Genomic DNA, 20,986 nt, shown 5'->3' on the forward strand with positions numbered 1-20,986 from the left:
TGCTTTGGCGGTTACGCCCCAGCAGGATCTCTCAACGCTATCGTCCATGCATATCCCGTTTTTTCAATTCAATCTCCGAACGGGATGATCCCGATCGCCGATCTGTGGAGGCGGGAGATACTCCTCCGCGCAGGCTTCTGCAAGTCCAAAAACGGCAAAATCGCGACCTGGAAAATGTTCGGAAACCCCAGAAAACGAGGGTTTTCCAGCATAATCAGGCACTTGGGGCCATAAAGGAATTTTCAACAGATGTGGCAAAATGCGGACATTTTTGCTGCAACGCACCATCCCTGTGCCGGGAAAGGCCTCGACTCACCGCGAGGAAGGCTTCGGTCCAGGAAAAAGTGCATCCGTTCTACCGGCCATTCGATAGGCTACGAGGCCGATCCATTCACGTATGCCAAGGGTCGTGTTTCGCAGGGAATCGAGTGCGTTGTCTTCCGCCAGACCCGGCTTTTCGTTGCCGGCTGTTTTGTAATCCACCGGCCAGGGTGTGACTGGAAATCCGGCTTTGCGAAACACGCCCACGGCGCGCGGCATGTGAAAGGCTGAGGTGACGAGAAGCCAGGTCTCACCTGCGACCGGCTCAACAAGCTCTCTGGAAAAAACTGCGTTCTCAAACGTGTCGCGCGAACGGTTCTCCAGAACAAGGCGCTCCGCTGCCACGCCAAGCGCGCTCAAAAGGCGCGGTGCAGTATCCGCATCGCCCTCCCCGGCGAGAAAAACAGCGCCCTGCCCTCCAGAGATCAAGATCCTGGCCTGCGGGAACCTGCGCGCGAGAATCGCGACTTCCACAAAGCGGTCGCCGCTGGCGTTCAGCTCATAGCCGCCCCGCGCCATATTGATGGAGCCTTCCAGCCCGCCACCCAGAACGACGATGCCATCAACCCTGTCCGGGACAGGCTCCGGTTTGTGAAAGCGATCTTCCAGCGGCCCGAGCACCAGCGCTCCGAGCGTTGTCCAGGCTGAAAGAACGAGCACCAGAAGAGACAGGCCACTCGCTGCCAGCGAGAGGCGGCGCCAACCGAGAAATGCGGTGAGAAGCGACACCGCGATCATGATTGCGACCAGGCTGAGGGGCTGAAGGAACAGCCAGCCAATTGCAGAAACGAGATGGAACATGGTGCGGCCCCTGTTCTAGGTCAAAACCGCACCATGCGAACTACCACCACCTGTTCGGTGCAAAACGCCCTGCGGCCTGTTCGATCACATGCGCCGTGCGGAACAGTGTCTCTTCGTCGAATGGCTTGCCGATGAGTTGCAGTCCAAGCGGCAGGCCTTTTGGGTCGAGCCCGGCCGGCACAGCGATGCCGGGCAAGCCCGCCATGTTCACCGTGACCGTGAAGATATCATTGAGATACATCTTCACCGGATCGGACGCCATATCCTGATCCGCGATGCCAAAGGCGGCCGAAGGTGTGGCCGGCGTCAGGATGGCATCGACGCCCTCATCGAAAACCTGCTCAAAATCGCGTTTGATGAGCGTGCGCACTTTCTGGGCCTTGAGGTAATAGGCATCGTAATAACCGGCGGACAGAACATAGGTGCCGATCATGATGCGGCGCTTGACCTCACGGCCGAAACCGGCAGCACGGGTCTGCTCATACATGTCGGCAATGTCCTTGCCGGGCACGCGCAGGCCGTAGCGCACGCCATCATAGCGCGCCAGGTTGGATGAGGCTTCGGCCGGCGCGACGATGTAATAGGCTGGAAGCGCGTATTTGGTGTGCGGCAGCGATATGTCCACGATCTCCGCGCCTGCATCGCGCATCCAGTCAATGCCCTTTTTCCAAAGCGTCTCGATCTCTTCGGGCATGCCCTCCATACGGTATTCCCGGGGAATGCCGATCTTCAGACCTTTGACTGACTGGCCGATGGCTGCTTCGTAGTCCGGCACCGGCAGGTCGACGGAGGTGGTGTCCTTGTCGTCCACAGAGGCCATCGATTTCAAGAGAATTGCCGCGTCGCGGACGTCGCGCGCAATGGGCCCTGCCTGATCAAGCGAGGAGGCGAAGGCCACCGTGCCCCAGCGCGAGCAGCGGCCATAGGTAGGTTTGATGCCGACCGTTCCGGTGAAGGCGGCGGGCTGGCGGATCGACCCGCCCGTGTCCGTTGCCGTGGCGCCCGCACACAGGAAGGCGGCCACAGCCGCGGCAGATCCACCTGACGAACCGCCTGGAACGAGATCGGCATTGGAGCCTTCGGCGCGCCACGGGTTGATAACCGGACCATAGTAGGAGGTCTCGTTGGACGAGCCCATGGCGAACTCATCCATGTTGAGCTTGCCGAGCATCACCGCGCCATCAGCCCAAAGATTGGCCGTGACTGTGGATTCGTATTTGGGCTTGAACCCATCAAGGATGTGGCTTGCTGCCTGGGTGTGGACATCCTGCGTTGCAAACAGGTCCTTGATGCCGAGCGGAATGCCTTCCAGAGCGCCAGCTTCGCCCTTCGCGATCTTTTCATCACTCGCTTTTGCCATGGCGCGCGCCCGGTCATGGGTGACGGCGACATAGGCGTTGAGCTTGTTATTGGCGGCATCGATGGCCGAAAGATAGGCCTCGGTCAGCTCGGTGGCGGTGAAGGCCTTTGAGGTCAGCTTCTCGCGCGCTTCGGCAATTGTGAGTTTGGTGAGCTCTGTCATGGAAGTTCCGTGAAAATCCCTGAAAATCCAGCGCCCCCTCAGGGCGCGATTGATTGGAAGCGGATGAGACTTCTATTCGACCACTTTGGGAACGACGAAGAAATTGTCTTCCGAGGCCGGCGCATTGGCGACGATATCGTCAGCCTTGTTGCCGTCGGTAACGCCGTCCAGGCGCTTCTTCATCGCCATCGGAATGACGGAGGTCATCGGCTCGACGCCCTCCACATTCACTTCGTTCAATTGCTCGACGAAACCGAGAATGGCATTGAGTTCGCCCGTCATGCGCTCGGCATCGGCCTCGTCAACGGCAATGCGGGAAAGGCGCGCAACACGCTTCACGGTATCGATGTCCACGGACATGGTTTTCTCCAGGCGCTTATTGGCTGCGCCCCGGCTATAATCGGCGCGCGGGCGGCGTGCAACCGCCAACGCGCTCAGACGCACCGGATTTGCTAAAGAGATATGCTCTCGCCGACTTTGAGCGAGGGCACGTTCACGCCCGATCCTTCCATGCCGTCGATGAATTTCTGCGCCGTCTGATCGATAATCGGGAAAGAGCCGAAATGGCAGGGAAGAACCGTCTCGAACTTGAAGTAGCGACGGCAGGCAAGGGCAGCCACCGCCCCTCCCATGGTGAAGCGATCACCGACGGGCACCAGACCGATTTCAGGCTGATGCAACTCGTGAATCAGCGCCATGTCGCTAAAGATGTCTGTGTCGCCCATATGGTAGAGCGTCTTTTCGCTGGGAAAATGGAGCACCAGACCCGCAGGGTTCCCGAGATAGGTATTTGTGCCGCCCTCGCCTGAGGAAGAGGAGGAATGCTGCGCGTTGACAAAGGTGGTTGTAAAACCGCCGCAATCGACCGTGCCGCCATGATTGCCAGGGTTGATCCGATCCTGGTCGACGCCTCTGCCAACCAAAAACATGCAGATCTCAAAATTGGCGACGAGCATGGCGCCTGTCTTTTTAAGAATTTCGACGGCATCGCCGATGTGATCGTCATGGCCATGGGTCAGCAGCACATGGGTCACGCCTTCCGCCGGCTCCTCCCATCCACCATTCCAGGAGGGGTTGCCGCTCAGAAACGGGTCGATCAGGATGTGAGCGTCACCCGCATCCACGCGGAATGCCGAATGGCCATACCAGGTCAGCTTCATGGGATTGTCCTCCTTGTTTTCTAACGCGCAGCGCTCTGAAGGGCGGCTATCGCGTATCGGCTGCTTTCCGTGTAACCGGTGCGGCGCTAAAACGATCCCTCAGTCCTAATCGGAGAAGATAGTTTTGTCAGTGGTTGACCTGCAGGAACTCCCCGCTTTTCTCAAAGCAGGCCAGACACTGGCCGGCCTCGATCTGGGCACCAAGACCATCGGGCTTTCAGTCTCCGATCGCGGCCTGTCCCTTGCCACACCGCGACAGGTGATCATGCGCAGGAAGTTCACCCAGGATGCAGAAGCACTGATTGCGGCTTTCGAGCGCGACAATGTGGGCGGGATTGTCATCGGCCTGCCGGTGAACATGGACGGAAGCGAAGGACCGCGTGCGCAGTCAACGCGTGCCTTCATCCGCAATCTCGAGCGGCTTACCGACCTTCCCGCCGCCTTCTGGGACGAGCGCATGTCGACCGTCGCTGCCGAGCGCGCCCTTCTGGAGATGGATGTGTCACGCAAGAAAAGGGCGGAGCGGATCGATTCGGCCGCCGCCGCCTTCATTCTTCAGGGTGCGCTTGACAGGTTGCGCACTTCCGGAGCTGCCTCCCCCGAGCGATAAGCGGAGCGCTTCTCCTTGAACCAGGCCCAGAGGGCGCGCCGGCGTCGGAACGCGATGATGGCCAGAAGGATGACGCTGTCGAGCAAGCAGGCGCGGGCGACCATGCCTGGAATGATGGTCGGATCGATGCCCAGGATATTGCCATAGATCCGAAACAGCAGATCATTCATCTCGCGGCTGAAAAAACTCAGGCCGAAATTGATGTCATGGTAGGAAAGTCCGTACCATCCCCAGAACAGGCCGAGCGGGAGCGCCCAGAAGATCAGCAGATAACGCATTACGGGCTCCAATGATCGTTGGCGGGCGGCGCGATGTGCAGCCGCTGTCTTCGGGCAACACGCGTTGCCATTGCATCATGTGCGGCGTCGATAATCTGCAGTGTCGAGACACGGGACATGGGCGACGTGGCCGGCACAGATCTTTCCTGTTCGGCAAAGGCCTCTTCCCGACGCAGCACAAGATGAGTCGCCAGAACAGCGAGGAATTTTATCGTTGTGGGGGTGGAGGGCGAGAAGGCGGCTGCATTTGCAGCAACCCCGGAATGAAACACGTCAACAAGCAGCATGACCAGAGCCGCCGCACAGGCAAGGCCTGCGACATTTGCCGTCTCGCGCCTGTCACCGTTTTCGAGCACGGATACGAGGAAGGTCCATATGAACAGCGCAGCAACCAGCGCTTTGCCCAACACGATTCCAAGATGGCCCAAGAACATCGTGAATTGCCAAGCCCCAGTCCCCCCCGAAGAAACGGTCGGCACAACAATGCCTTCGACCTGCGCGGCTGACCACGAAGCCAAGCCGAAAATGACGGCCCAGTAGACAGACAGAAGGATTGAAAATGTGCGGTTCATGACTCTCGTTCCCGGATGAAAGTCACACTGAACCGCCGCAAATCTCCCTGCAACGCTTACCAATCATTAAGGTTAACTTTCACATGTGCGGAGAGCGGCCCTCCGGCTTTACAGACTTGTGGCCGGCCACTAGCAATAAGATCCCTTCTCTTGCCGGTTTCCCATGTTCGCGATCTTCGAAAGCACCCTGCCGATTTTCCTGCTCATCATCGCAGGAAATGCGCTACGGCGGACGCCGCTTATCAGCGACGATACCTGGCCGGGACTGGAGCAGCTTTGCTACTGGTTCCTTTATCCGGCGCTGCTTTTCATCACCATTGCCAATGCGGACTTTTCAAAACTGAGGCTAGACGCCCTGCTTGGGGCCCTGGTGGTTTCGGTTCTCGGGATGATCCTTCTGGTGCTGGCCTTGTGGCCTGCTCTGAAAGCGAGCGGATTGATCAAGCACAGTCAATACTCCTCGCTCTTCCAGACCGCAGTTCGATGGAACGGCTTCATGGCGCTGGCGGTTGCCCAGAAGCTCTTTCCTCCTGAAGGTGCGGCCGTGGTCGCACTTGTGATGGCGACAATCATCATCCCCATCAACATCGCGTCGGTGTTCGTGGTCACACGCTTCGCCGACGGTAGTGCATCCTGGTCCAAGGTCCTTCTGGATGTCGTGCGGAACCCGTTGATTCTGGCGGCGGCGGCAGCGGTGGTGCTGAGATTTTTGCCCTTCGGCCTCTACCCGCCCTTGAACGAGACACTGGACCTCGTCGGTCGCGCCGCGCTCGGAATGGGGCTTTTGACCATCGGCGCCAGCCTGCGTCCGGGCGATTTCCTCGCTGCACCGGCAGCCTTGTGGACGTCTGCCTTCTTGAAACTGATTTTCTTTCCGGCCCTCATGATATCGATGGCGCTCGCTTTTGGCGTCACCGGGCCGGCCCTCGACTATCTGGCGCTTTGTGCGGCGGTTCCCACAGCCATGAACGGCTATCTTCTCGCGCGGCAGCTCGGAGGCGATGCGCCACTTTACGCAAGCATCACCACGCTGCAGACGGCGCTCGCCTTCTTCACGATACCGCTTGTTCTAACGGTTGTTGCTCAGCTCGCCTCCGGATAAAGCACGTCGAGGATGGAGGCCGCGTCGTGGCGCGCATCCAGCATTCCGTAGGTGCTGCGCCACTGGCCTGCAAGACGCGTCTCGATGAAAGCATCCGCAACGCGTCCGGCACCCATGCGTTTCAACTCGGCTGCGGCTGCCGCCAGCGCGAGCTGTTCGGTCAGGATGCGGGCCGATCCCTCGTCGGTCTGACAGACGCGGGCAGCAGCGGCCAAAACCTCCAGCGTTGCGCCGCCCTTTTCACCAAGGTCTCTGCCAATCATCCCAAGCACATCGTCAAAAAGCCCGGCGTTGCGCTCAAGCACGCGCAAGACGTCGAGCCCCATCACATTACCGGAGCCTTCCCAGATCGCATTGACAGGGGCTTCGCGATAGTGGCGGGCGAGCGGTGCCTCCTCGACATAGCCATTGCCGCCAAGGCACTCCATAGCCTCATAGGTCACAGCGGGTGCCAGCTTGCACACCCAGTATTTGACAACCGGCGTCATGACGCGCGCGAAGGCCGCATCACCGCGGCTGTCGGCGGCCTCGTCAAAGGAACGCGCAAGTCGCATCGCGAGCGCTGTTGCCGCGGCAACGTCAAGTGCCATGTCAGCCAGCACCCGCATCATCAGCGGTTGCTCGATGAGCCGCGCGCCGAACACCTGGCGGTGGCGCGTGTGATGAACGGCCTCCGCCAATGCCGCACGCATGATGCCCGCCGAGCCCAGTGCACAGTCGAGCCGTGTCAGCGTCACCATGTCCATGATGGTGCGGATACCACCACCCGGCTCGCCAACCAGTTCGCCCATCGTCCCGTGGAACTCCACCTCCGAGGAAGCATTCGATCGATTGCCGAGCTTGTCCTTGAGACGCTGAAAATGCAGGCCGTTTCCGCTGCCATCCTCCAGCACGCGCGGAACGAGGAAACAGGACAACCCCTTGTCGACCTGCGCAAGAACGAGAAAGGCGTCCGACATCGGTGCTGACAAGAACCACTTGTGCCCGGTCAGGCGATAGATCTTGCCTTCAAGGCGTTCGGCGCGGGTCGTGTTTGCGCGCACATCGGTTCCGCCCTGCTTCTCTGTCATCCCCATGCCGATGGTGATGCCGCTTTTCTGCACGACGGGCTTGTTCGAATGATCGTATTTGCGAACGGCCACGCGTGGCGCCCAGCGGCGAAACAGCGTGTTGTCCGCCATCAGCGCCGCCAGCGAGGCGTTTGTCATGGTCAGCGGGCACAGATGGCCGCATTCAAGCTGCGCGGTCAGATAGAAGCGCGCGGCGCGTATCTGATGACGATGGCCCGCCTCAACTTCCGTCTTCTCCCAAATGGAAGAATGAAGTCCATTTGCGGCCGAACGGCGCATGAGCGCGTGATAGGCGGGATGATACTCGACCAGATCGAGCCGGTTTCCATATCGGTCATGCGTTCTAAGTTGAGGTGTCTCGGCATTGGCCAGACGTGCCAGATCAAGTGCTTCCTGATTGCGCACGAAACGGCCAAGCGTATCGAGTTCTTTGCGCACAGGTTCCGAGAACCGCTCTGCCGCCTGCATCAGCAAGGGATCGCTGCGCCAGGCATTGGTGCCGGCGATGGGAGGCGACTGGTTGGTTACGTCATGCGTCACGGCTTTACTCTATCACAACAAAAGCAGCGCGCCGGGAATCAACGCGTGCTCAACGACCCATAGTGGCAAGCACACCTTGCCAATCGATGAAAGCTTGATGAGCCACAAAAACACAAAAGCTGTTATTTGTGCCCGGCAGATGGGTTCAGCACGTGATGCGCGCTTGCAGCGGTTCTGACTGCAGCCTATAGCAGGCTCTTGAGATGACAAACGCCTCTTTCCCACTTTACCCGCACCGCCACCTGCTTGGCATAAAGGGGCTGTCGCCCCTCGACATCGAAACACTTCTCGACCGTGCCGACGCGGCCGTTGCCATTTCAAGGCAGCAGGAGAAGAAGACGGCCGCTCTGCGCGGCCGTACGCATATCAACCTTTTCTACGAAGCCTCCACACGGACCCAGTCCTCGTTCGAACTGGCCGGCAAACGGCTCGGCGCGGATGTCATGAACATGTCCGTCGCAAGCTCCTCGACCAAGAAGGGCGAGACGCTGCTCGACACCGCGATCACGCTGAACGCCATGCGGCCCGACATTCTGGTGATCCGGCACGCGGCGGCCGGTGCGGCAGCGCTCCTCGCCCAGAAGGTTTCATGTTCTGTCGTCAATGCGGGCGATGGCGCTCATGAGCACCCGACGCAGGCCCTGCTCGATGCGCTCACGATCCGCCGAGCAAAAGGCCGCATCGGCGGGCTTACCGTGGCGATTTGTGGCGATGTGCTGCATTCGCGCGTGGCGCGCTCGAACATCGTTCTGCTGAATGCGATGGGCGCTCGAGTGCGGGTCGTTGCGCCCTCCACACTTCTTCCCGCCGGCATCGGGCAGATGGGCGTGGAACCCTTTACGAGGATGGACGAGGGCCTGAAAGGGGCGGACATCGTGATGATGCTGCGGCTCCAGCGTGAGCGGATGGCGGGATCTCTCATTCCCTCGGTGCGGGAATATTTCCGCCATTTCGGCCTCGACGCCGAGAAACTGAAGGCGGCCAAAGACGATGTGCTGGTCATGCATCCCGGCCCCATGAACCGCGGCGTCGAAATCGCCTCCGAGATCGCCGACGGGCCGCAAAGCCTCATTCAGGAGCAGGTCGAGATGGGCGTGGCGGTGCGCATGGCCGTGATGGAAGCGCTGCTCGATCCGCGACGCAACGCCGAGGGAGGCGCGGCATGAGCGCGACCGTCTTTCAGAATGCCCGTATTGTCGATCCTTCGCGCGGCATAGACGAAAAAGGAACAGTCATCGTCGCCGACGGGAAGATTCTTGCCGCAGGTGCCGATGCCCAAAATCAGGGTGCCCCTGAAAACGCGGACATCGTCGATTGCCAGGGACACGCTGTCATCCCCGGCCTTGTCGATTCGCGTGTCTTCATTGGCGAACCCGGCGCAGAACATCGCGAAACCATCGCTTCAGCGAGCCGGGCCGCAGCGGCAGGCGGTGTGACATCCGTTATCATGATGCCCGATACCATCCCGGTGATCGACGATGTTGCGCTGGTGGAATTCGTCAAACGCACCGCACGCGATACTGCAACGATCAACGTGTTTCCGGCTGCATCCGTAACCAAGGGGTTTGCTGGCAAAGAGCTGTCCGAATTCGGGCTGCTTCACGAGGCCGGCGCGGTCATGCTCACCGAAGGGCGTTCGACAATTAGCAACGCTCTGGTCATGCGGCGTGCCCTCACCTATGCCCGTGATCTGGGCATCACCATTGCCCATGAAACGCAGGACCCACATCTGGCTTCCTCCGGTGTGATGAATGAGGGACTTTTCGCGAGCTGGCTCGGGCTTCCCGGCATTCCGCGAGAGGCCGAAACCATACCGCTTAGCCGAGACCTGATGCTTGCCGCCCTGACAGGCGGCCGTTATCACGCCGCGAAAATCTCCACCGCAATGTCGGCAGCGGCCATCGCCCGGGCCAAGAATGAAGGAGCGGATGTCAGCGCAGGCATCTCAATCAACCATTTGACGCTGAACGAAAACGACATCGGCGACTACCGCACATTCTTCCGGCTTTCGCCGCCCTTGCGCACCGAAGATGACCGGGTCGCCATGGTGGAGGCGCTGAAAAACGGGGTCGTCGACATCATCGTTTCCTCGCACGATCCGCAGGACGTGGATACAAAGCGACTACCGTTTGCCGAAGCCGAAGCCGGCGCCATCGGTCTTGAGACACTGTTGGCGGCATCTTTGCGCCTTTATCACAACGGCGACCTGTCACTGATGCGTCTCGTCGAATGCCTGTCCACCGCGCCGGCGCGCTTGTTTGGTCTGCCCGGCGGTACGCTCAGGCCGGGCGCAGACGCTGATCTCACGCTGGTGGACCTGGACGCGCCATGGATCGTGCGTGAGGCCGACATCCGGTCGTTGTCGAAGAACACGTGCTTCGAGGGTGCGCGCATGCAGGGCCGGGTCTTGCAAACAATGGTTGCAGGCCGCACAGTATTCTCGGCCTGAGCGAAACACGGTTTGAGGGAGAGAGCCAGATGCCGGACCCTATCAGTTGGCAGATTGCGCTGCCCTATCTCGCTGCAGCGCTCCTTTTTGGCTATCTGCTCGGCTCCATCCCCTTCGGCTTGATCGTCACGCGCCTGGCGGGTCTTGGCGATGTCCGCAAGATCGGTTCGGGCAATATCGGCGCGACCAACGTCCTGCGCACCGGCAACAAGAAGCTGGCTGTTCTCACACTGTTGGGCGATGCCCTCAAAGGCACGGTCGCCGTTCTTCTTGCCGGTCTTTATGGACCTGATCAGGCGATCGCGGCAGGGCTTGGTGCGTTTCTTGGCCATCTCTTTCCTGTCTGGCTGGGCTTCCGCGGCGGCAAGGGGGTGGCGACCTATCTCGGCGTCCTGATTGCGCTCGCCTGGCCGGGTGCCATTATCTTCGCCGTGGTCTGGCTTACCGTGGCCTTCGTCACGCGCTATTCATCGCTTTCGGCCCTCGTCGCCGCCCTTGCTGTTCCGGTCGGGCTTTACATCCTCGACTATGTTCAGGCGGCTGAACTCTTTGTGCTGATGAGCGCAATCGTCTTTATCAAGCACCGTGCGAACATTTCACGGCTGATAGCGGGAACCGAAACGCGCATTGGGGGCAAGGGGTGACGGGGCATGGCGCTGCCGCTCGGCTTAGCGACCGACAGCGCCTCGCCTGGTTGCAGCTTCTGCGCAGCGAAAATGTGGGCCCGGTCACTTTTCGACAACTCGTCAATCATTTTGGCTCGGCCGAAACCGCCCTGCAGATGCTTCCAGAACTCGCGGCACGCGGCGGCGCGACACGACGTATTGTCATCGCCTCACAGGCGGATGCGGAGCGGGAACTGGAAGAGGCAAGCCGCCTGGGCGCCCGTTTCGTCGCTGTAGGAGAACCTGAGTATCCCCCGTTGATGCGCCGCATGGATCAGCCGCCCCCATTGCTCGCCATGAAGGGGGATCTTTCCATCCCACTTCGGCCGACAGTCGCACTGGTCGGAGCGCGCAACGCATCACTCACCGGCATAAAGATGGCAAAGCAACTGGCGGCGGAGCTCGGCAAGGCCGGCTTTTCCGTCGCATCGGGCCTTGCCCGCGGGATCGATGCCGCGGTGCACCAGGGCAGTCTCGACAGCGGCACCATCGCCGCGCTTGCCGGCGGCCTCGATCGACCCTACCCGCCCGAGAATCTCACCCTTTTTGAGGAAATCGCGAAACGGGGAACCGTTCTTAGCGAAATGCCGTTTGGTTGGGTGCCGCGGGCGCGCGATTTCCCCCGCCGCAACCGTCTTGTGGCAGGCATTGCCTTTGGCCTTGTGGTGGTAGAAGCAGCAAAACGCTCGGGCTCTCTCATTAGTGCGCGGCTCGCCGGAGAGATGGGACGGCTTGTCTTCGCGGTGCCGGGTTCGCCGCTCGATCCTCGGGCAGGCGGCACGAACACGCTGCTGAAGGACGGGGCAATTCTGGTCACGGAGGTCGATGATATTGTTTCACAAATCACCCCACTCCTGGAGAAACCACTGCCCGAACCTGACCGCCTGGAAGAACCACCGCCCACGACGGCGGCGGCGCCTCCCAATGACAGAGATCGCGACAAGATCGTTCAGTTACTGGGCCCCTCGCCCGTTCTGATAGACGACATCATCCGTCACACCGGCCTTCATCCCTCGCAGGTGCTTACTGTTCTGCTCGAGCTTGATCTTGCCGGACGACTTGAGCGGCATTCAGGAAGCGCGGTCTCGCTTCTTCCCGGGGACGCCTAGCCCCATTCCACTCCCCTGAAGTCGGTAAGGCTGGTCACCGCGAATGATATCGCTTGCCTCGAGATATGCCATCTCGATCATATAGGCGAGCAAGTCGCAGCGTTCTGCGAGCGCCATGGTTCGCAATTGGCCGAGCATCGCCTGCATATAGTCAAGCGCGTCGGATCGGCCCCCACCAGAATGTTCGCCCATTCGCCGACACTCCCTTCCAGCGCACGGCACCCCTTGGTGTTGCCCGAAATTATCCGTCCCCGGCCATTCTCCATTAAGGACCCAGATGAAGTATACACACCATTATAAACAAATAAACGGAAAATTTACGATAAACAAACACTGTCCACAGGCGCTTTGTAGCGGATGAAATTCCCGATAACCCTTGACCGCACGACAAAGCACGGCCATTTGACGAGGCTGGATTCGTTCAAAATGCGAGGCGCTGCAAGATGCCGGACGCCTGCGGGGAAATCTGAAAGCTTATGGATCTCGTTATCGTCGAGTCGCCGGCCAAGGCGAAAACCATCAACAAATATCTGGGTTCGAACTACAAGGTTCTGGCTTCGTTCGGCCATGTCCGCGACCTTCCGCCCAAGGATGGCTCGGTGCGTCCTGACGAGGATTTTGCCATGTCATGGAGCGTGGACAGCCCCTCCTCCAAGCGGCTCAGCGACATCGCCAAGGCTGTGAAGGACGCCGACACGCTCATCCTCGCCACCGACCCCGACCGCGAGGGTGAGGCGATTTCCTGGCATGTGCTGGAAGTCCTGAAGCAGAAAAAGGTTCTGAAGGACAAGCCGGTCCAGCGTGTTGTTTTCAATGCCATCACCAAAAAGGCCGTACTCGATGCGCTCGCCCATCCCCGTGAGGTCGATGCGCCGCTGGTGGATGCCTATCTTGCGCGCCGTGCACTTGACTATCTGGTAGGCTTCACGCTCTCGCCCGTCCTGTGGCGCAAGCTGCCGGGCGCGCGCTCGGCGGGCCGCGTCCAGTCGGTCGCGCTTCGGCTTGTCTGCGACCGCGAGGCGGAGATCGAACGGTTCGTCCGTGAAGACTACTGGCAGATCGCCGCCGCGCTCGTCACGCCGCGTCAGGAAAGCTTCGAGGCACGGCTGACGACGGTCGACGGAAAGAAGCTGCAGAAGCTCGACATTAAGAGCCAGGAGCAGGCCGACGACATCAAGGCGATGCTTGATGGAGCCACGTTCAAGGCAGTCTCCGTCGAGGCGAAGCCCACGCGTCGCAACCCCGCACCACCCTTCACCACGTCGACCCTGCAGCAGGCCGCCTCCTCGCGCCTCGGTTTCGGAGCGTCGCGCACCATGCAGGTGGCGCAGCGCCTTTACGAAGGCATCGACATTGGCGGTGAGACAGCCGGTCTCATCACCTATATGCGTACCGACGGCGTTCAAATGGCGCCCGAGGCGCTCGATCAGGCCCGCAAGGCGATCGGCGCGGAATTCGGCGAGCGCTATTTGCCCGAAAAACCGCGTTTCTATTCGGTGAAAGCCAAGAATGCGCAGGAAGCGCATGAGGCGATCCGCCCCACGGACTTCTCTCGCACACCCGATCAGGTGCGCCGCTATCTCGATGCCGATCAGGCCCGTCTCTACGAAATGATCTGGAAACGCGCCATCGCCAGCCAGATGCAGCCAGCCGAGATCGAGCGCACCACGGTCGAGATCGTGGCCGAGAATGGCGCCCGCAATGCGGGCCTGCGCGCCGTCGGGTCAGTGATCCGGTTCGAGGGTTTCCTTGCCGCCTATGCGATCGATAAGGATGAGAACGCCGAGGACGAGGAAAGCCGCCGCCTGCCTGAAATCCACGAGGACGAGGAGCAGACGCGCGAAAAGATCGAGGCTACCAAACACACGACCGAGCCACCGCCGCGCTACTCGGAAGCCTCGCTCATCAAGAAGATGGAAGAGCTCGGCATCGGCCGCCCCTCCACCTATGCGGCGACGCTCAAAACGCTTGAGGATCGTGACTATGTGACGATCGAAAAGCGCAAGCTCATGCCTCAGGCTAAGGGCCGGCTGGTCACGGCATTTCTGGAGAATTTCTTCGAGCGCTATGTGGAGTATGATTTCACGGCGGACCTTGAGGAAAAGCTCGACAAGATTTCCGACGGACAGCTTTCCTGGAAGGACGTGCTGCGCGACTTCTGGCAGGATTTCTCCGGCCATGTGGACGAGATCAAGGAGCTGCGCGTCACCAATGTTCTCGACGCGCTGAACGAGGAACTTGCGCCGCTCGCATTCCCCGCCAAGGAAGATGGCAGCGACCCGCGCGCCTGTCCGCGCTGCGGAACCGGTCAGCTTTCCCTGAAACTCGGACGCCACGGCGCCTTTGTCGGCTGTTCCAACTATCCCGAATGCGGGTTCACCCGCCAGTTCGGCGAGGCCGGCAACGGCGAGAATGGCGAAAACGGTCTCGATGGCGACAAGGTGCTCGGCAAGGACCCGCACACCGAGGAAGAAATCACGCTGCGCTCCGGCCGTTTCGGCCCCTATGTCCAGCGCGGCGAAGGCAAGGAAGCCAAGCGCGCCGGCCTGCCGAAGGGCTGGGCGCCTGATTCCATCGACATCGAAAAGGCATTGGCGCTCCTCTCCCTGCCGCGTGATGTTGGCCAGCACCCCGAATCCGGCAAGATGATATCCGCCGGCATCGGGCGCTATGGCCCATTCCTGCTGCATGACGGGGCCTACGCCAATCTGGAAAGCGTCGAGGACGTGTTCTCCATCGGGCTAAACCGTGCTGTCACCGTGATTGCGGAAAAACAGGCCAAGGGCGGGCGCGGACGTTCCACGCCGACGGCCCTCAAGGAGCTTGGCGATCATCCTGACGAGGGCGGCAAGATCACCGTCCGCGACGGGCGCTATGGACCTTATGTCAATCACGGCAAGATCAACGCCACCCTTCCCAAGGGGAAGGACCCAATGGATGTCACGCTTGAGGAAGCCTTGGAGCTGATTGCCGCCAAGGCGGCCAAGGGCGGCAAGAAGAAGCCGGCGGCGAAAAAGAAGGCGCCCGCGAAGAAGGCGACAACGGCGAAAAAGACCACCGCGGCGAAGAAGAAAACCGCAGCCAAAAAAGAGGAATAACGCCTTGGCGCGCAGCATTTCCGGCAAGTCGAAAGCAAAGACCCGCACCCTCGGCAAAGCCGGACGCAACGCGAAATCTGCCACGGCGGCAGCGGGGGACGGTCTTCCCGATCGCGATGCGGTGCTGCGCTTCATCAAGGACAATCCGGACCGCACATCGAAGCGCGACATCGCCAAGGCTTTCGGTCTCAAGGGCGGTGACCGGATCTGGCTCAAGGACATTTTGCGCGAGCTTCAGGACGAGGGGCTCCTTAAGAAGACGCGCAAGCGCCTGTTGCGTCCCGGCGCGCTGCCGCATGTCGTGGTGCTCGATGTCTTCTCACGCGATGCCTCCGGCGCGCTGCTGGCACGGCCCGCAGAGCGGGAGGATCAGGACGAGGGCGAAGGCCCCCTGCCCCTCGTGGAAATCCGCACCCAGAAAGGCGGCAAGGCTGCCGGCATCGGCGACCGCGTCCTGGCCCGTGTCTTCCCCACGGAAAACGGTGAAGGTCCCGCCTATACGGGCCGCGTGATGAAGGTCTTCGAAAAGCGGCGGCAGAGCATTCTTGGCGTCATTCGCAAGTCGAAGGATGGTGTGTTTCGCATCGAACCCGTCGAGCGCACCCAGCGCGAGCTCGTGATTGACGGGAACGATCTGAACGACGCGCAGGATGGCGATCTGGTGGAGATCGAGCCCATCTCCGGCGGACGCTACGGCCCCGCGCGTGGCAAGGTGATTTCGGTCATCGGTTCGCTTTCCAGCGAAAAGGCGGTCTCCATGATCGCCATTCACGCGCATGAGATTCCGCATATCTTTCCCGACGGGGTGATCGCCGAGGCGGAAGCCGCAAAGCCCGTCACGCTTTCAGGCCGCGAAGACTGGCGCGACATGCCGCTCATCACCATTGACCCAGCCGACGCAAAGGACCATGACGATGCCGTCATGGCCGAGCCCGACCCGGACGAAAAGAACCCCGGCGGCTTCATCGCCACCGTCGCCATTGCCGATGTCGCGCATTATGTGCGGCAGGGTTCCGCACTCGACCGGGAGGCCCTGAAACGCGGCAATTCCGTCTATTTTCCGGACCGTGTCGTTCCGATGCTGCCCGAGCGCATTTCCAACGATCTGTGCTCGCTGCGCGAAGCAGAGCCGCGTCCGGCCCTTGCCGTGCGCATGCGTTTTTCGGCGTCCGGCCAGAAGGTCGGTCACAGCTTTCATCGCGTCATCATGCGCTCGGCGGCGAAACTCTCCTACCAGCAGGCACAAAAGGCCATTGACGGCGAGCCGGACGATAAGACGGTCCCGCTTCTCGAGCCCATCCTAAAGCCGCTATGGGATGCCTACGCGGTTCTGAAACGCGGGCGCGACAACCGCCAGCCACTCGAACTCGACCTTCCGGAGCGCAAGATCCTTCTCAAAGAAGATGGCACCGTGGATCGCGTGGTCGTCCCACCGCGTCTTGATGCGCACAAACTGATCGAAGAATTCATGGTGCAGGCCAATGTCGCGGCAGCCGAGACGCTTGAGGCCAAGCGCCAGGCGCTGGTCTACCGCGTCCACGATGCCCCGTCGCTTGCCAAGCAGGAGGCCCTGCGCGAGTTTCTGCGCACCTTCGAGATCTCGCTGGCGCGTGGCGCGCAGCTGAAGCCCGCCCAGTTCAACGCAATCCTTGCCCGCGTGCGTGACACCGAACACGAACAGCTCGTCAACGAGGTCGTGCTGCGTTCGCAGAGCCAGGCGGTGTACGCGCCTGAAAATCTTGGCCATTTCGGCCTCAACCTGCGCCGCTACGCCCATTTCACCTCGCCCATCCGCCGCTATGCGGATCTGATCGTCCATCGCGCGCTGATTGCCGCTCTCGGTCTTGGCAAGGACGGGCTGACACAGGAGGAGGAAGCCCGGCTTGAAGAGACCGCAGCGCTGATTTCGGCCACCGAACGGCGTGCCATGGCCGCCGAGCGCGACACGGTTGACCGGCTCGTTGCCGAGCATCTGTCGGGCCGCGTCGGCGAGGAATTCGAAGCCCGCATTTCCGGCGTCGCCAAGGCGGGACTTTTTGTCCAGTTGCCGCAATATGGCGCCGATGGCTTTGTGCCTGTCTCCACACTGGGAGACGAATACTATATTTATGATGAGGCGCGCCACGCCATGGTGGGCGAGCGCAGCGGGCGCGGCTTTCAGTTGGGCGACAGCGTGTCGGTTCGCCTGGTCGAGATCGCGCCACTGGCCGGTGCCATGCGATTTGAAATGCTGAGCAAGCCCGAGAAGCTGCCGGGATCGATGAAATCCTTCCACAAGGCAAAGGGTCGCTCCGGGCGCGCTTCGGGCAAAAGCCGCCGCGCCGCGCAGGGCAGGAGACGGTGATGGAAGAAAAGGTTTATGGCGGTAGAGCCGCCGCAAAGCGGCCTGAACGCCCGCTCATGGAAGCCATGAAACGCGGCTTCCTGGGCCGCTGCCCCAATTGCGGAAAGGGAAATCTCTTTCGCGCCTATCTGAAGACGGCCGACAAATGCCCTGAATGTGGCGAGGAATTTCACCACCATCGTGCCGACGACCTGCCGGCCTATCTGGTGATTTTCATTGTCGGCCACATCGTGGTCGGCGCCTTCATGGGCATGGAGGCCCTCACCGACTGGCCAGGCTGGGTGCACCTCGCCATCTGGGTTCCCGTCACACTCGTCATGTCGCTCGCCCTGATCGGCCCCGTCAAGGGAGCGATCGTCGGGCTGCAATGGGCTTATTACATGCACGGCTTCGGTGATGAAGACGACCAGACGGAAACACACCCGGAACTGGGAAAACACTCCTAGGAGATGGCCATGAACGAGCGTCCCAATCGCATGGATGGTCTCGACAAGGCCGCCGTCGACCGCGCGGAGGCAAAGGATTTTTCGCTCGGCGGCAAACCCATGCGGCCACGCGATGCGGCAACGCTTATCCTGCTTGACCGCAGCGGTGACGAAGTGCGCGTGCTGATGGGACGCCGTCACCGCAAGCATGCCTTCATGCCGGGTCGTTTCGTGTTTCCCGGCGGGCGCACCGATCCTGCCGATGGCCGCATTCCCGTGGCTTCCGGTCTGCATCCCGACGAGGAACGCCGGTTGATCGGCACCGGGTCACGCGCGACACCGGCCCGGGCCCGTGCCGTCGCCATGTCCGCCATCCGCGAAACCTATGAGGAAGCAGGTCTTTTGATCGGTGAGAAAACCGCTTTCTCCACCACGGCAAAAGACTGGCAGGGTTTTGCCGAAAACGGCGTCTGCCCCTCGCTGTCCGGCCTGCGCTACATCGCCCGCGCGATCACGCCGCCCGGCCGCGTGCGCCGCTTCGACACCCGGTTTCTGGCCGCCTGGCGCGACGATGTGGCGGTGGAACTGCCCGATGGCGGACCGACGCATGAGCTGGAAGAACTGGTGTGGCTTTCCATCCCGGAAGCGAAAAAGACCGAAGTGCCGCTGATAACCTGCACGGTGCTCGATGATCTGGAGCAACGTCTGAAGATCGACCCGGACCTCAATCCGGGAGCGCCGGTTCCCTTCTATTCCATGCGCTACAACCGCTTCGAGCGGAAACTGATCTAGGAACGTTCATCCTCAGGATGGTCTGCGCTGCGGGCATGGTGCGTGGTTCGACAAGCTCAGGCATTGCAGCCACCGATCAAGCGAAACATTGAGATCAAGGAGTGGCGGCCCAGCCTAAAGCAGACTCCAGCCAAACCGGGCGGCCACGATGATCATGAAAATGCCGAACGCCGTTTCGAGTTTTCTCTTGTCGAGCGCATGGGCGATCCGCACCCCCAGCGGCGCCACAAGGAGCGTGATCGGTATGATGAGCAGGACGGCAATCCAGTTCACATAGCCGGTGGAGGCCACCGGCAGCAGCGGTTCTCCCCATCCCGCCCAGACATAGCCGAACAGGCCCGGGATCGAGATCAACACGCCCACCCCCGAGGACGTCGCAACCGCCTGGTGCATGGGGCGGTTGAAAAGAGTCATGAACGTGTTGTTCAGAACACCGCCGCCAATGCCCATCAGGGTCGATAGAAATCCGATCAATGTGCCGACAAGCGAGCGGATGGGATTTGCCGGCAGCTCAGTTCCCAGACGCCAGGTCTGCCGGTTCAAGAGCAACCGGACTCCCACCAGAAACGCGATGACCGCGAAGATCGCCCGTAGCCCGCCACTTGAGACGTAGGCCGCAAGGAGGGTCGCCAGAACGACACCGACAGGAACAGCAACAACGAAGCTGCGCAAAAGATCCATGTCCACCGCACCCCTCAGATAATGCGCGCGGAAGGAACGCAGGGAGGTCGGCACGATGATGGCGAGCGAGGTGCCGACGGACAGGTGCATGCGTACTGCCTCGTCCACGCCGACAAGCCCGAACACCTGATAGAAGACGGGCACGAGGATTGCCCCGCCACCTATGCCGAAAAGACCAGCCAGAACGCCTGCCACCACGCCTGCTGCTGCCAGCGCGGCGGCAAACATGGCGATTTCGCCCATAGGCAGGTTCATGATGTCCCCCTCTCAAACCCGAAGCAGCGTCGCCTAGCTAGCGCTCACGCCGCACAAATGCAATTTCCGTCTGCGAGGATCAGCCTCAGGCCGCATCGCGTTTTGTGGCGAGATCGACCGCTGCGAATGCCTCGCGCAGGATCTCGCTTCCCGCCCCCGGTCTCGTGGCCTTGCTGGAGAGGATCTGCCGATAGCGCCGTGCACCGTCGAATCCATGAAACAGGCCGATCATGTGCCGCGTCACATGCGACAGCCGCCCCCCTTGACTGATGTGCCTGTCGGCATACTCGGCCATCGTTTCGATCAGTCCGTGAAAATCCACCGGCTCGGGCGTATCGCCATCCAGGAAAGCGTCAACTCCTGCCAGGAGCGCCGGGCTCTGATAGGCAGCCCGTCCCAACATCACCCCATCCACATGCTCCAGGTGACGGCGCGCCTCTTCGAGGCTGAGGATACCGCCATTGATGCCGATAAAGCGATCCGGGTTGGCCTTTTTGAGACGATAGACGCGATCATAGTCAAGCGGCGGGATTTCACGGTTTTCCTTGGGGCTCAGTCCCTGCAGCCAGGCCTTTCGGGCATGCACCCAAAGCGCATCCGCGCCCGCCGTCCAGGCTGCATCCGCCAACGCGTCAAGCGCGGTTTCGCTGTCCTGATCGTCCACCCCGATCCGGCACTTGACCGTCACGGGAACCGACACCCTCGCCTTCATCGCCGCAACCCCGGCGGCCACCACTTCGGGCGTCTTCATGAGGCAGGCTCCGAATGTGCCCGACTGCACCCGGTCCGAAGGGCAACCCACATTCAGATTGATTTCGTCATAGCCATATCCGGCGCCGATCTCGGCAGCTTGTGCAAGTTTATGAGGATCCGACCCACCAAGCTGCAGAGCAACCGGATGTTCGCTCCGATCGAAGCCCAGCAACCGGTCGCGATCCCCGTGGATGGCGGCATCGGCGACGATCATCTCGGTATAAAGAAGCGCCTTGCCCGTGAGCTGCCGGTGGAAATAGCGGCAATGTCGATCCGTCCAGTCGATCATCGGGGCGACGGCGAAAAATCGACCTGTACCCGAGTGTGATTTTCTCTCGTATTCCAACACTTACACCGTGTTCTTCTCAATCAAAATTGATGTCTCGGCCCTCGGATTTATGCGTGAAAACCGACGCTTGCAGCTTCTCGCTCAAATCCA

At 60.9% G+C, this 20,986-nt stretch carries 20 protein-coding genes; 10 read left to right on the plus strand and 10 right to left on the minus strand.

Translation table 11 applies throughout. The features are described from left to right. Positions 1–312: 312 nt before the first annotated feature. The 4 genes from H7H48_RS00960 to H7H48_RS00975 form a co-directional block, all read right to left on the minus strand. On the minus strand, positions 313–1,122 hold the full coding sequence (locus H7H48_RS00960) for a YdcF family protein (protein WP_229446967.1): 810 nt from the start codon (positions 1,120–1,122) through the stop codon (positions 313–315). Positions 1,123–1,162: 40 nt separating this feature from the next. Further along, positions 1,163–2,644: an Asp-tRNA(Asn)/Glu-tRNA(Gln) amidotransferase subunit GatA gene (gene gatA, locus H7H48_RS00965; RefSeq protein ID WP_229446968.1), complete on the minus strand. Its 1,482-nt coding sequence runs from the start codon at positions 2,642–2,644 to the stop codon at positions 1,163–1,165. 72 nt (positions 2,645–2,716) lie between these two features. Beyond that, positions 2,717–3,004 carry an Asp-tRNA(Asn)/Glu-tRNA(Gln) amidotransferase subunit GatC gene (gatC, locus tag H7H48_RS00970; RefSeq protein WP_229446969.1) on the minus strand — a complete coding sequence of 96 codons (288 nt, stop codon included), beginning with the start codon at positions 3,002–3,004 and terminating at the stop codon, positions 2,717–2,719. A 92-nt stretch (positions 3,005–3,096) separates the two neighbouring features. After that, positions 3,097–3,804 (minus strand): metal-dependent hydrolase, encoded by a 708-nt coding sequence (locus H7H48_RS00975; protein ID WP_229446970.1) that lies wholly within the window; start codon positions 3,802–3,804, stop codon positions 3,097–3,099. Between the two features lie 124 nt (positions 3,805–3,928). On the opposite strand from H7H48_RS00975, the gene ruvX reads away from it, so the two are divergent. Further along, complete coding sequence (gene ruvX, locus H7H48_RS00980; protein ID WP_229446971.1) at positions 3,929–4,414, plus strand: Holliday junction resolvase RuvX; 486 nt, start codon at positions 3,929–3,931, stop codon at positions 4,412–4,414. Here the strand turns inward: ruvX and H7H48_RS00985 are convergent. Continuing rightward, positions 4,360–4,692 carry a DUF6105 family protein gene (locus H7H48_RS00985; protein WP_229446972.1) on the minus strand — a complete coding sequence of 111 codons (333 nt, stop codon included), beginning with the start codon at positions 4,690–4,692 and terminating at the stop codon, positions 4,360–4,362. The genes ruvX and H7H48_RS00985 overlap by 55 nt on opposite strands. After that, the gene (locus tag H7H48_RS00990; protein WP_229446973.1) at positions 4,692–5,264 is read right to left on the minus strand and encodes a hypothetical protein; all 573 of its coding nucleotides are present in this window, start codon (positions 5,262–5,264) and stop codon (positions 4,692–4,694) included. Before H7H48_RS00990 ends, H7H48_RS00985 begins: the two co-directional genes overlap by 1 nt. Before the next feature lie 163 nt (positions 5,265–5,427). Between H7H48_RS00990 and H7H48_RS00995 the strand changes: the two genes are divergently transcribed. Then, positions 5,428–6,366, plus strand: coding sequence for an AEC family transporter (locus tag H7H48_RS00995; RefSeq protein WP_229446974.1), 939 nt, complete (start codon positions 5,428–5,430; stop codon positions 6,364–6,366). Here the strand turns inward: H7H48_RS00995 and H7H48_RS01000 are convergent. Next, entirely contained in the window at positions 6,348–7,976 is a 1,629-nt protein-coding gene (locus H7H48_RS01000; protein ID WP_229446975.1) for an acyl-CoA dehydrogenase family protein, read from the minus strand. The genes H7H48_RS00995 and H7H48_RS01000 overlap by 19 nt on opposite strands. Before the next feature lie 203 nt (positions 7,977–8,179). Here H7H48_RS01000 and H7H48_RS01005 point away from each other — a divergent pair, with 203 nt between their 5' ends. From H7H48_RS01005 to dprA, 4 genes are read left to right on the plus strand one after another with little or no spacing between them, the layout of a single operon-like run. Then, complete coding sequence (locus H7H48_RS01005; protein WP_229446976.1) at positions 8,180–9,142, plus strand: aspartate carbamoyltransferase catalytic subunit; 963 nt, start codon at positions 8,180–8,182, stop codon at positions 9,140–9,142. Then, positions 9,139–10,425 carry a dihydroorotase gene (locus H7H48_RS01010; protein WP_229446977.1) on the plus strand — a complete coding sequence of 429 codons (1,287 nt, stop codon included), beginning with the start codon at positions 9,139–9,141 and terminating at the stop codon, positions 10,423–10,425. The genes H7H48_RS01005 and H7H48_RS01010 overlap by 4 nt, the downstream gene beginning before the upstream one ends. Before the next feature lie 29 nt (positions 10,426–10,454). Then, entirely contained in the window at positions 10,455–11,069 is a 615-nt protein-coding gene (plsY, locus tag H7H48_RS01015) for a glycerol-3-phosphate 1-O-acyltransferase PlsY (RefSeq protein ID WP_229446978.1), read from the plus strand. Further along, complete coding sequence (gene dprA, locus H7H48_RS01020; protein WP_229446979.1) at positions 11,066–12,199, plus strand: DNA-processing protein DprA; 1,134 nt, start codon at positions 11,066–11,068, stop codon at positions 12,197–12,199. The genes plsY and dprA overlap by 4 nt, the downstream gene beginning before the upstream one ends. Here dprA and H7H48_RS01025 read toward each other — a convergent pair. Continuing rightward, a complete protein-coding gene (locus H7H48_RS01025) occupies positions 12,161–12,391 on the minus strand; it encodes a hypothetical protein (protein WP_229446980.1) in 231 nt (76 codons plus the stop codon). The genes dprA and H7H48_RS01025 overlap by 39 nt on opposite strands. A gap of 284 nt (positions 12,392–12,675) precedes the next feature. On the opposite strand from H7H48_RS01025, the gene topA reads away from it, so the two are divergent. From topA to H7H48_RS01045, 4 genes are read left to right on the plus strand one after another with little or no spacing between them, the layout of a single operon-like run. Continuing rightward, on the plus strand, positions 12,676–15,297 hold the full coding sequence (gene topA, locus H7H48_RS01030) for a type I DNA topoisomerase (protein ID WP_229446981.1): 2,622 nt from the start codon (positions 12,676–12,678) through the stop codon (positions 15,295–15,297). A 4-nt stretch (positions 15,298–15,301) separates the two neighbouring features. Then, positions 15,302–17,641, plus strand: coding sequence for a ribonuclease R (rnr, locus tag H7H48_RS01035; RefSeq protein ID WP_255663316.1), 2,340 nt, complete (start codon positions 15,302–15,304; stop codon positions 17,639–17,641). Further along, positions 17,641–18,087: a DUF983 domain-containing protein gene (locus H7H48_RS01040; RefSeq protein WP_229446982.1), complete on the plus strand. Its 447-nt coding sequence runs from the start codon at positions 17,641–17,643 to the stop codon at positions 18,085–18,087. The genes rnr and H7H48_RS01040 overlap by 1 nt, the downstream gene beginning before the upstream one ends. 30 nt (positions 18,088–18,117) lie before the next feature. Next, positions 18,118–18,858, plus strand: coding sequence for an NUDIX domain-containing protein (locus H7H48_RS01045; RefSeq protein ID WP_229448045.1), 741 nt, complete (start codon positions 18,118–18,120; stop codon positions 18,856–18,858). Positions 18,859–18,972: 114 nt separating this feature from the next. On the opposite strand, the gene H7H48_RS01050 is transcribed toward H7H48_RS01045, so the two are convergent. Further along, positions 18,973–19,794 carry a sulfite exporter TauE/SafE family protein gene (locus tag H7H48_RS01050; protein ID WP_229446983.1) on the minus strand — a complete coding sequence of 274 codons (822 nt, stop codon included), beginning with the start codon at positions 19,792–19,794 and terminating at the stop codon, positions 18,973–18,975. 85 nt (positions 19,795–19,879) lie between these two features. Beyond that, positions 19,880–20,896: a tRNA dihydrouridine(20/20a) synthase DusA gene (gene dusA / locus H7H48_RS01055; RefSeq protein WP_370633299.1), complete on the minus strand. Its 1,017-nt coding sequence runs from the start codon at positions 20,894–20,896 to the stop codon at positions 19,880–19,882. Positions 20,897–20,986 lie beyond the last annotated feature (90 nt).

The organism is Nitratireductor sp. B36 (assembly GCF_020833685.1).
Lineage (GTDB): Bacteria > Pseudomonadota > Alphaproteobacteria > Rhizobiales > Rhizobiaceae > Nitratireductor.

Excerpts from the sequence above, each read along its gene's own strand:
- plsY (WP_229446978.1), top strand. The coding sequence starts at position 10,455 with ATGCCGGACCCTATCAGTTGGCAGATTGCGCTGCCCTATCTCGCTGCA.
- H7H48_RS00975 (WP_229446970.1), bottom strand. The coding sequence starts at position 3,804 with ATGAAGCTGACCTGGTATGGCCATTCGGCATTCCGCGTGGATGCGGGT.
- H7H48_RS01010 (WP_229446977.1), top strand. The coding sequence starts at position 9,139 with ATGAGCGCGACCGTCTTTCAGAATGCCCGTATTGTCGATCCTTCGCGC.
- H7H48_RS01025 (WP_229446980.1), bottom strand. The coding sequence starts at position 12,391 with ATGGGCGAACATTCTGGTGGGGGCCGATCCGACGCGCTTGACTATATG.
- H7H48_RS00960 (WP_229446967.1), bottom strand. The coding sequence starts at position 1,122 with ATGTTCCATCTCGTTTCTGCAATTGGCTGGCTGTTCCTTCAGCCCCTC.
- H7H48_RS01005 (WP_229446976.1), top strand. The coding sequence starts at position 8,180 with ATGACAAACGCCTCTTTCCCACTTTACCCGCACCGCCACCTGCTTGGC.
- H7H48_RS01050 (WP_229446983.1), bottom strand. The coding sequence starts at position 19,794 with ATGAACCTGCCTATGGGCGAAATCGCCATGTTTGCCGCCGCGCTGGCA.
- H7H48_RS00995 (WP_229446974.1), top strand. The coding sequence starts at position 5,428 with ATGTTCGCGATCTTCGAAAGCACCCTGCCGATTTTCCTGCTCATCATC.
- H7H48_RS00985 (WP_229446972.1), bottom strand. The coding sequence starts at position 4,692 with ATGCGTTATCTGCTGATCTTCTGGGCGCTCCCGCTCGGCCTGTTCTGG.
- H7H48_RS01040 (WP_229446982.1), top strand. The coding sequence starts at position 17,641 with ATGGAAGAAAAGGTTTATGGCGGTAGAGCCGCCGCAAAGCGGCCTGAA.
- topA (WP_229446981.1), top strand. The coding sequence starts at position 12,676 with ATGGATCTCGTTATCGTCGAGTCGCCGGCCAAGGCGAAAACCATCAAC.
- H7H48_RS00990 (WP_229446973.1), bottom strand. The coding sequence starts at position 5,264 with ATGAACCGCACATTTTCAATCCTTCTGTCTGTCTACTGGGCCGTCATT.
- gatA (WP_229446968.1), bottom strand. The coding sequence starts at position 2,644 with ATGACAGAGCTCACCAAACTCACAATTGCCGAAGCGCGCGAGAAGCTG.
- H7H48_RS01045 (WP_229448045.1), top strand. The coding sequence starts at position 18,118 with ATGGATGGTCTCGACAAGGCCGCCGTCGACCGCGCGGAGGCAAAGGAT.
- gatC (WP_229446969.1), bottom strand. The coding sequence starts at position 3,004 with ATGTCCGTGGACATCGATACCGTGAAGCGTGTTGCGCGCCTTTCCCGC.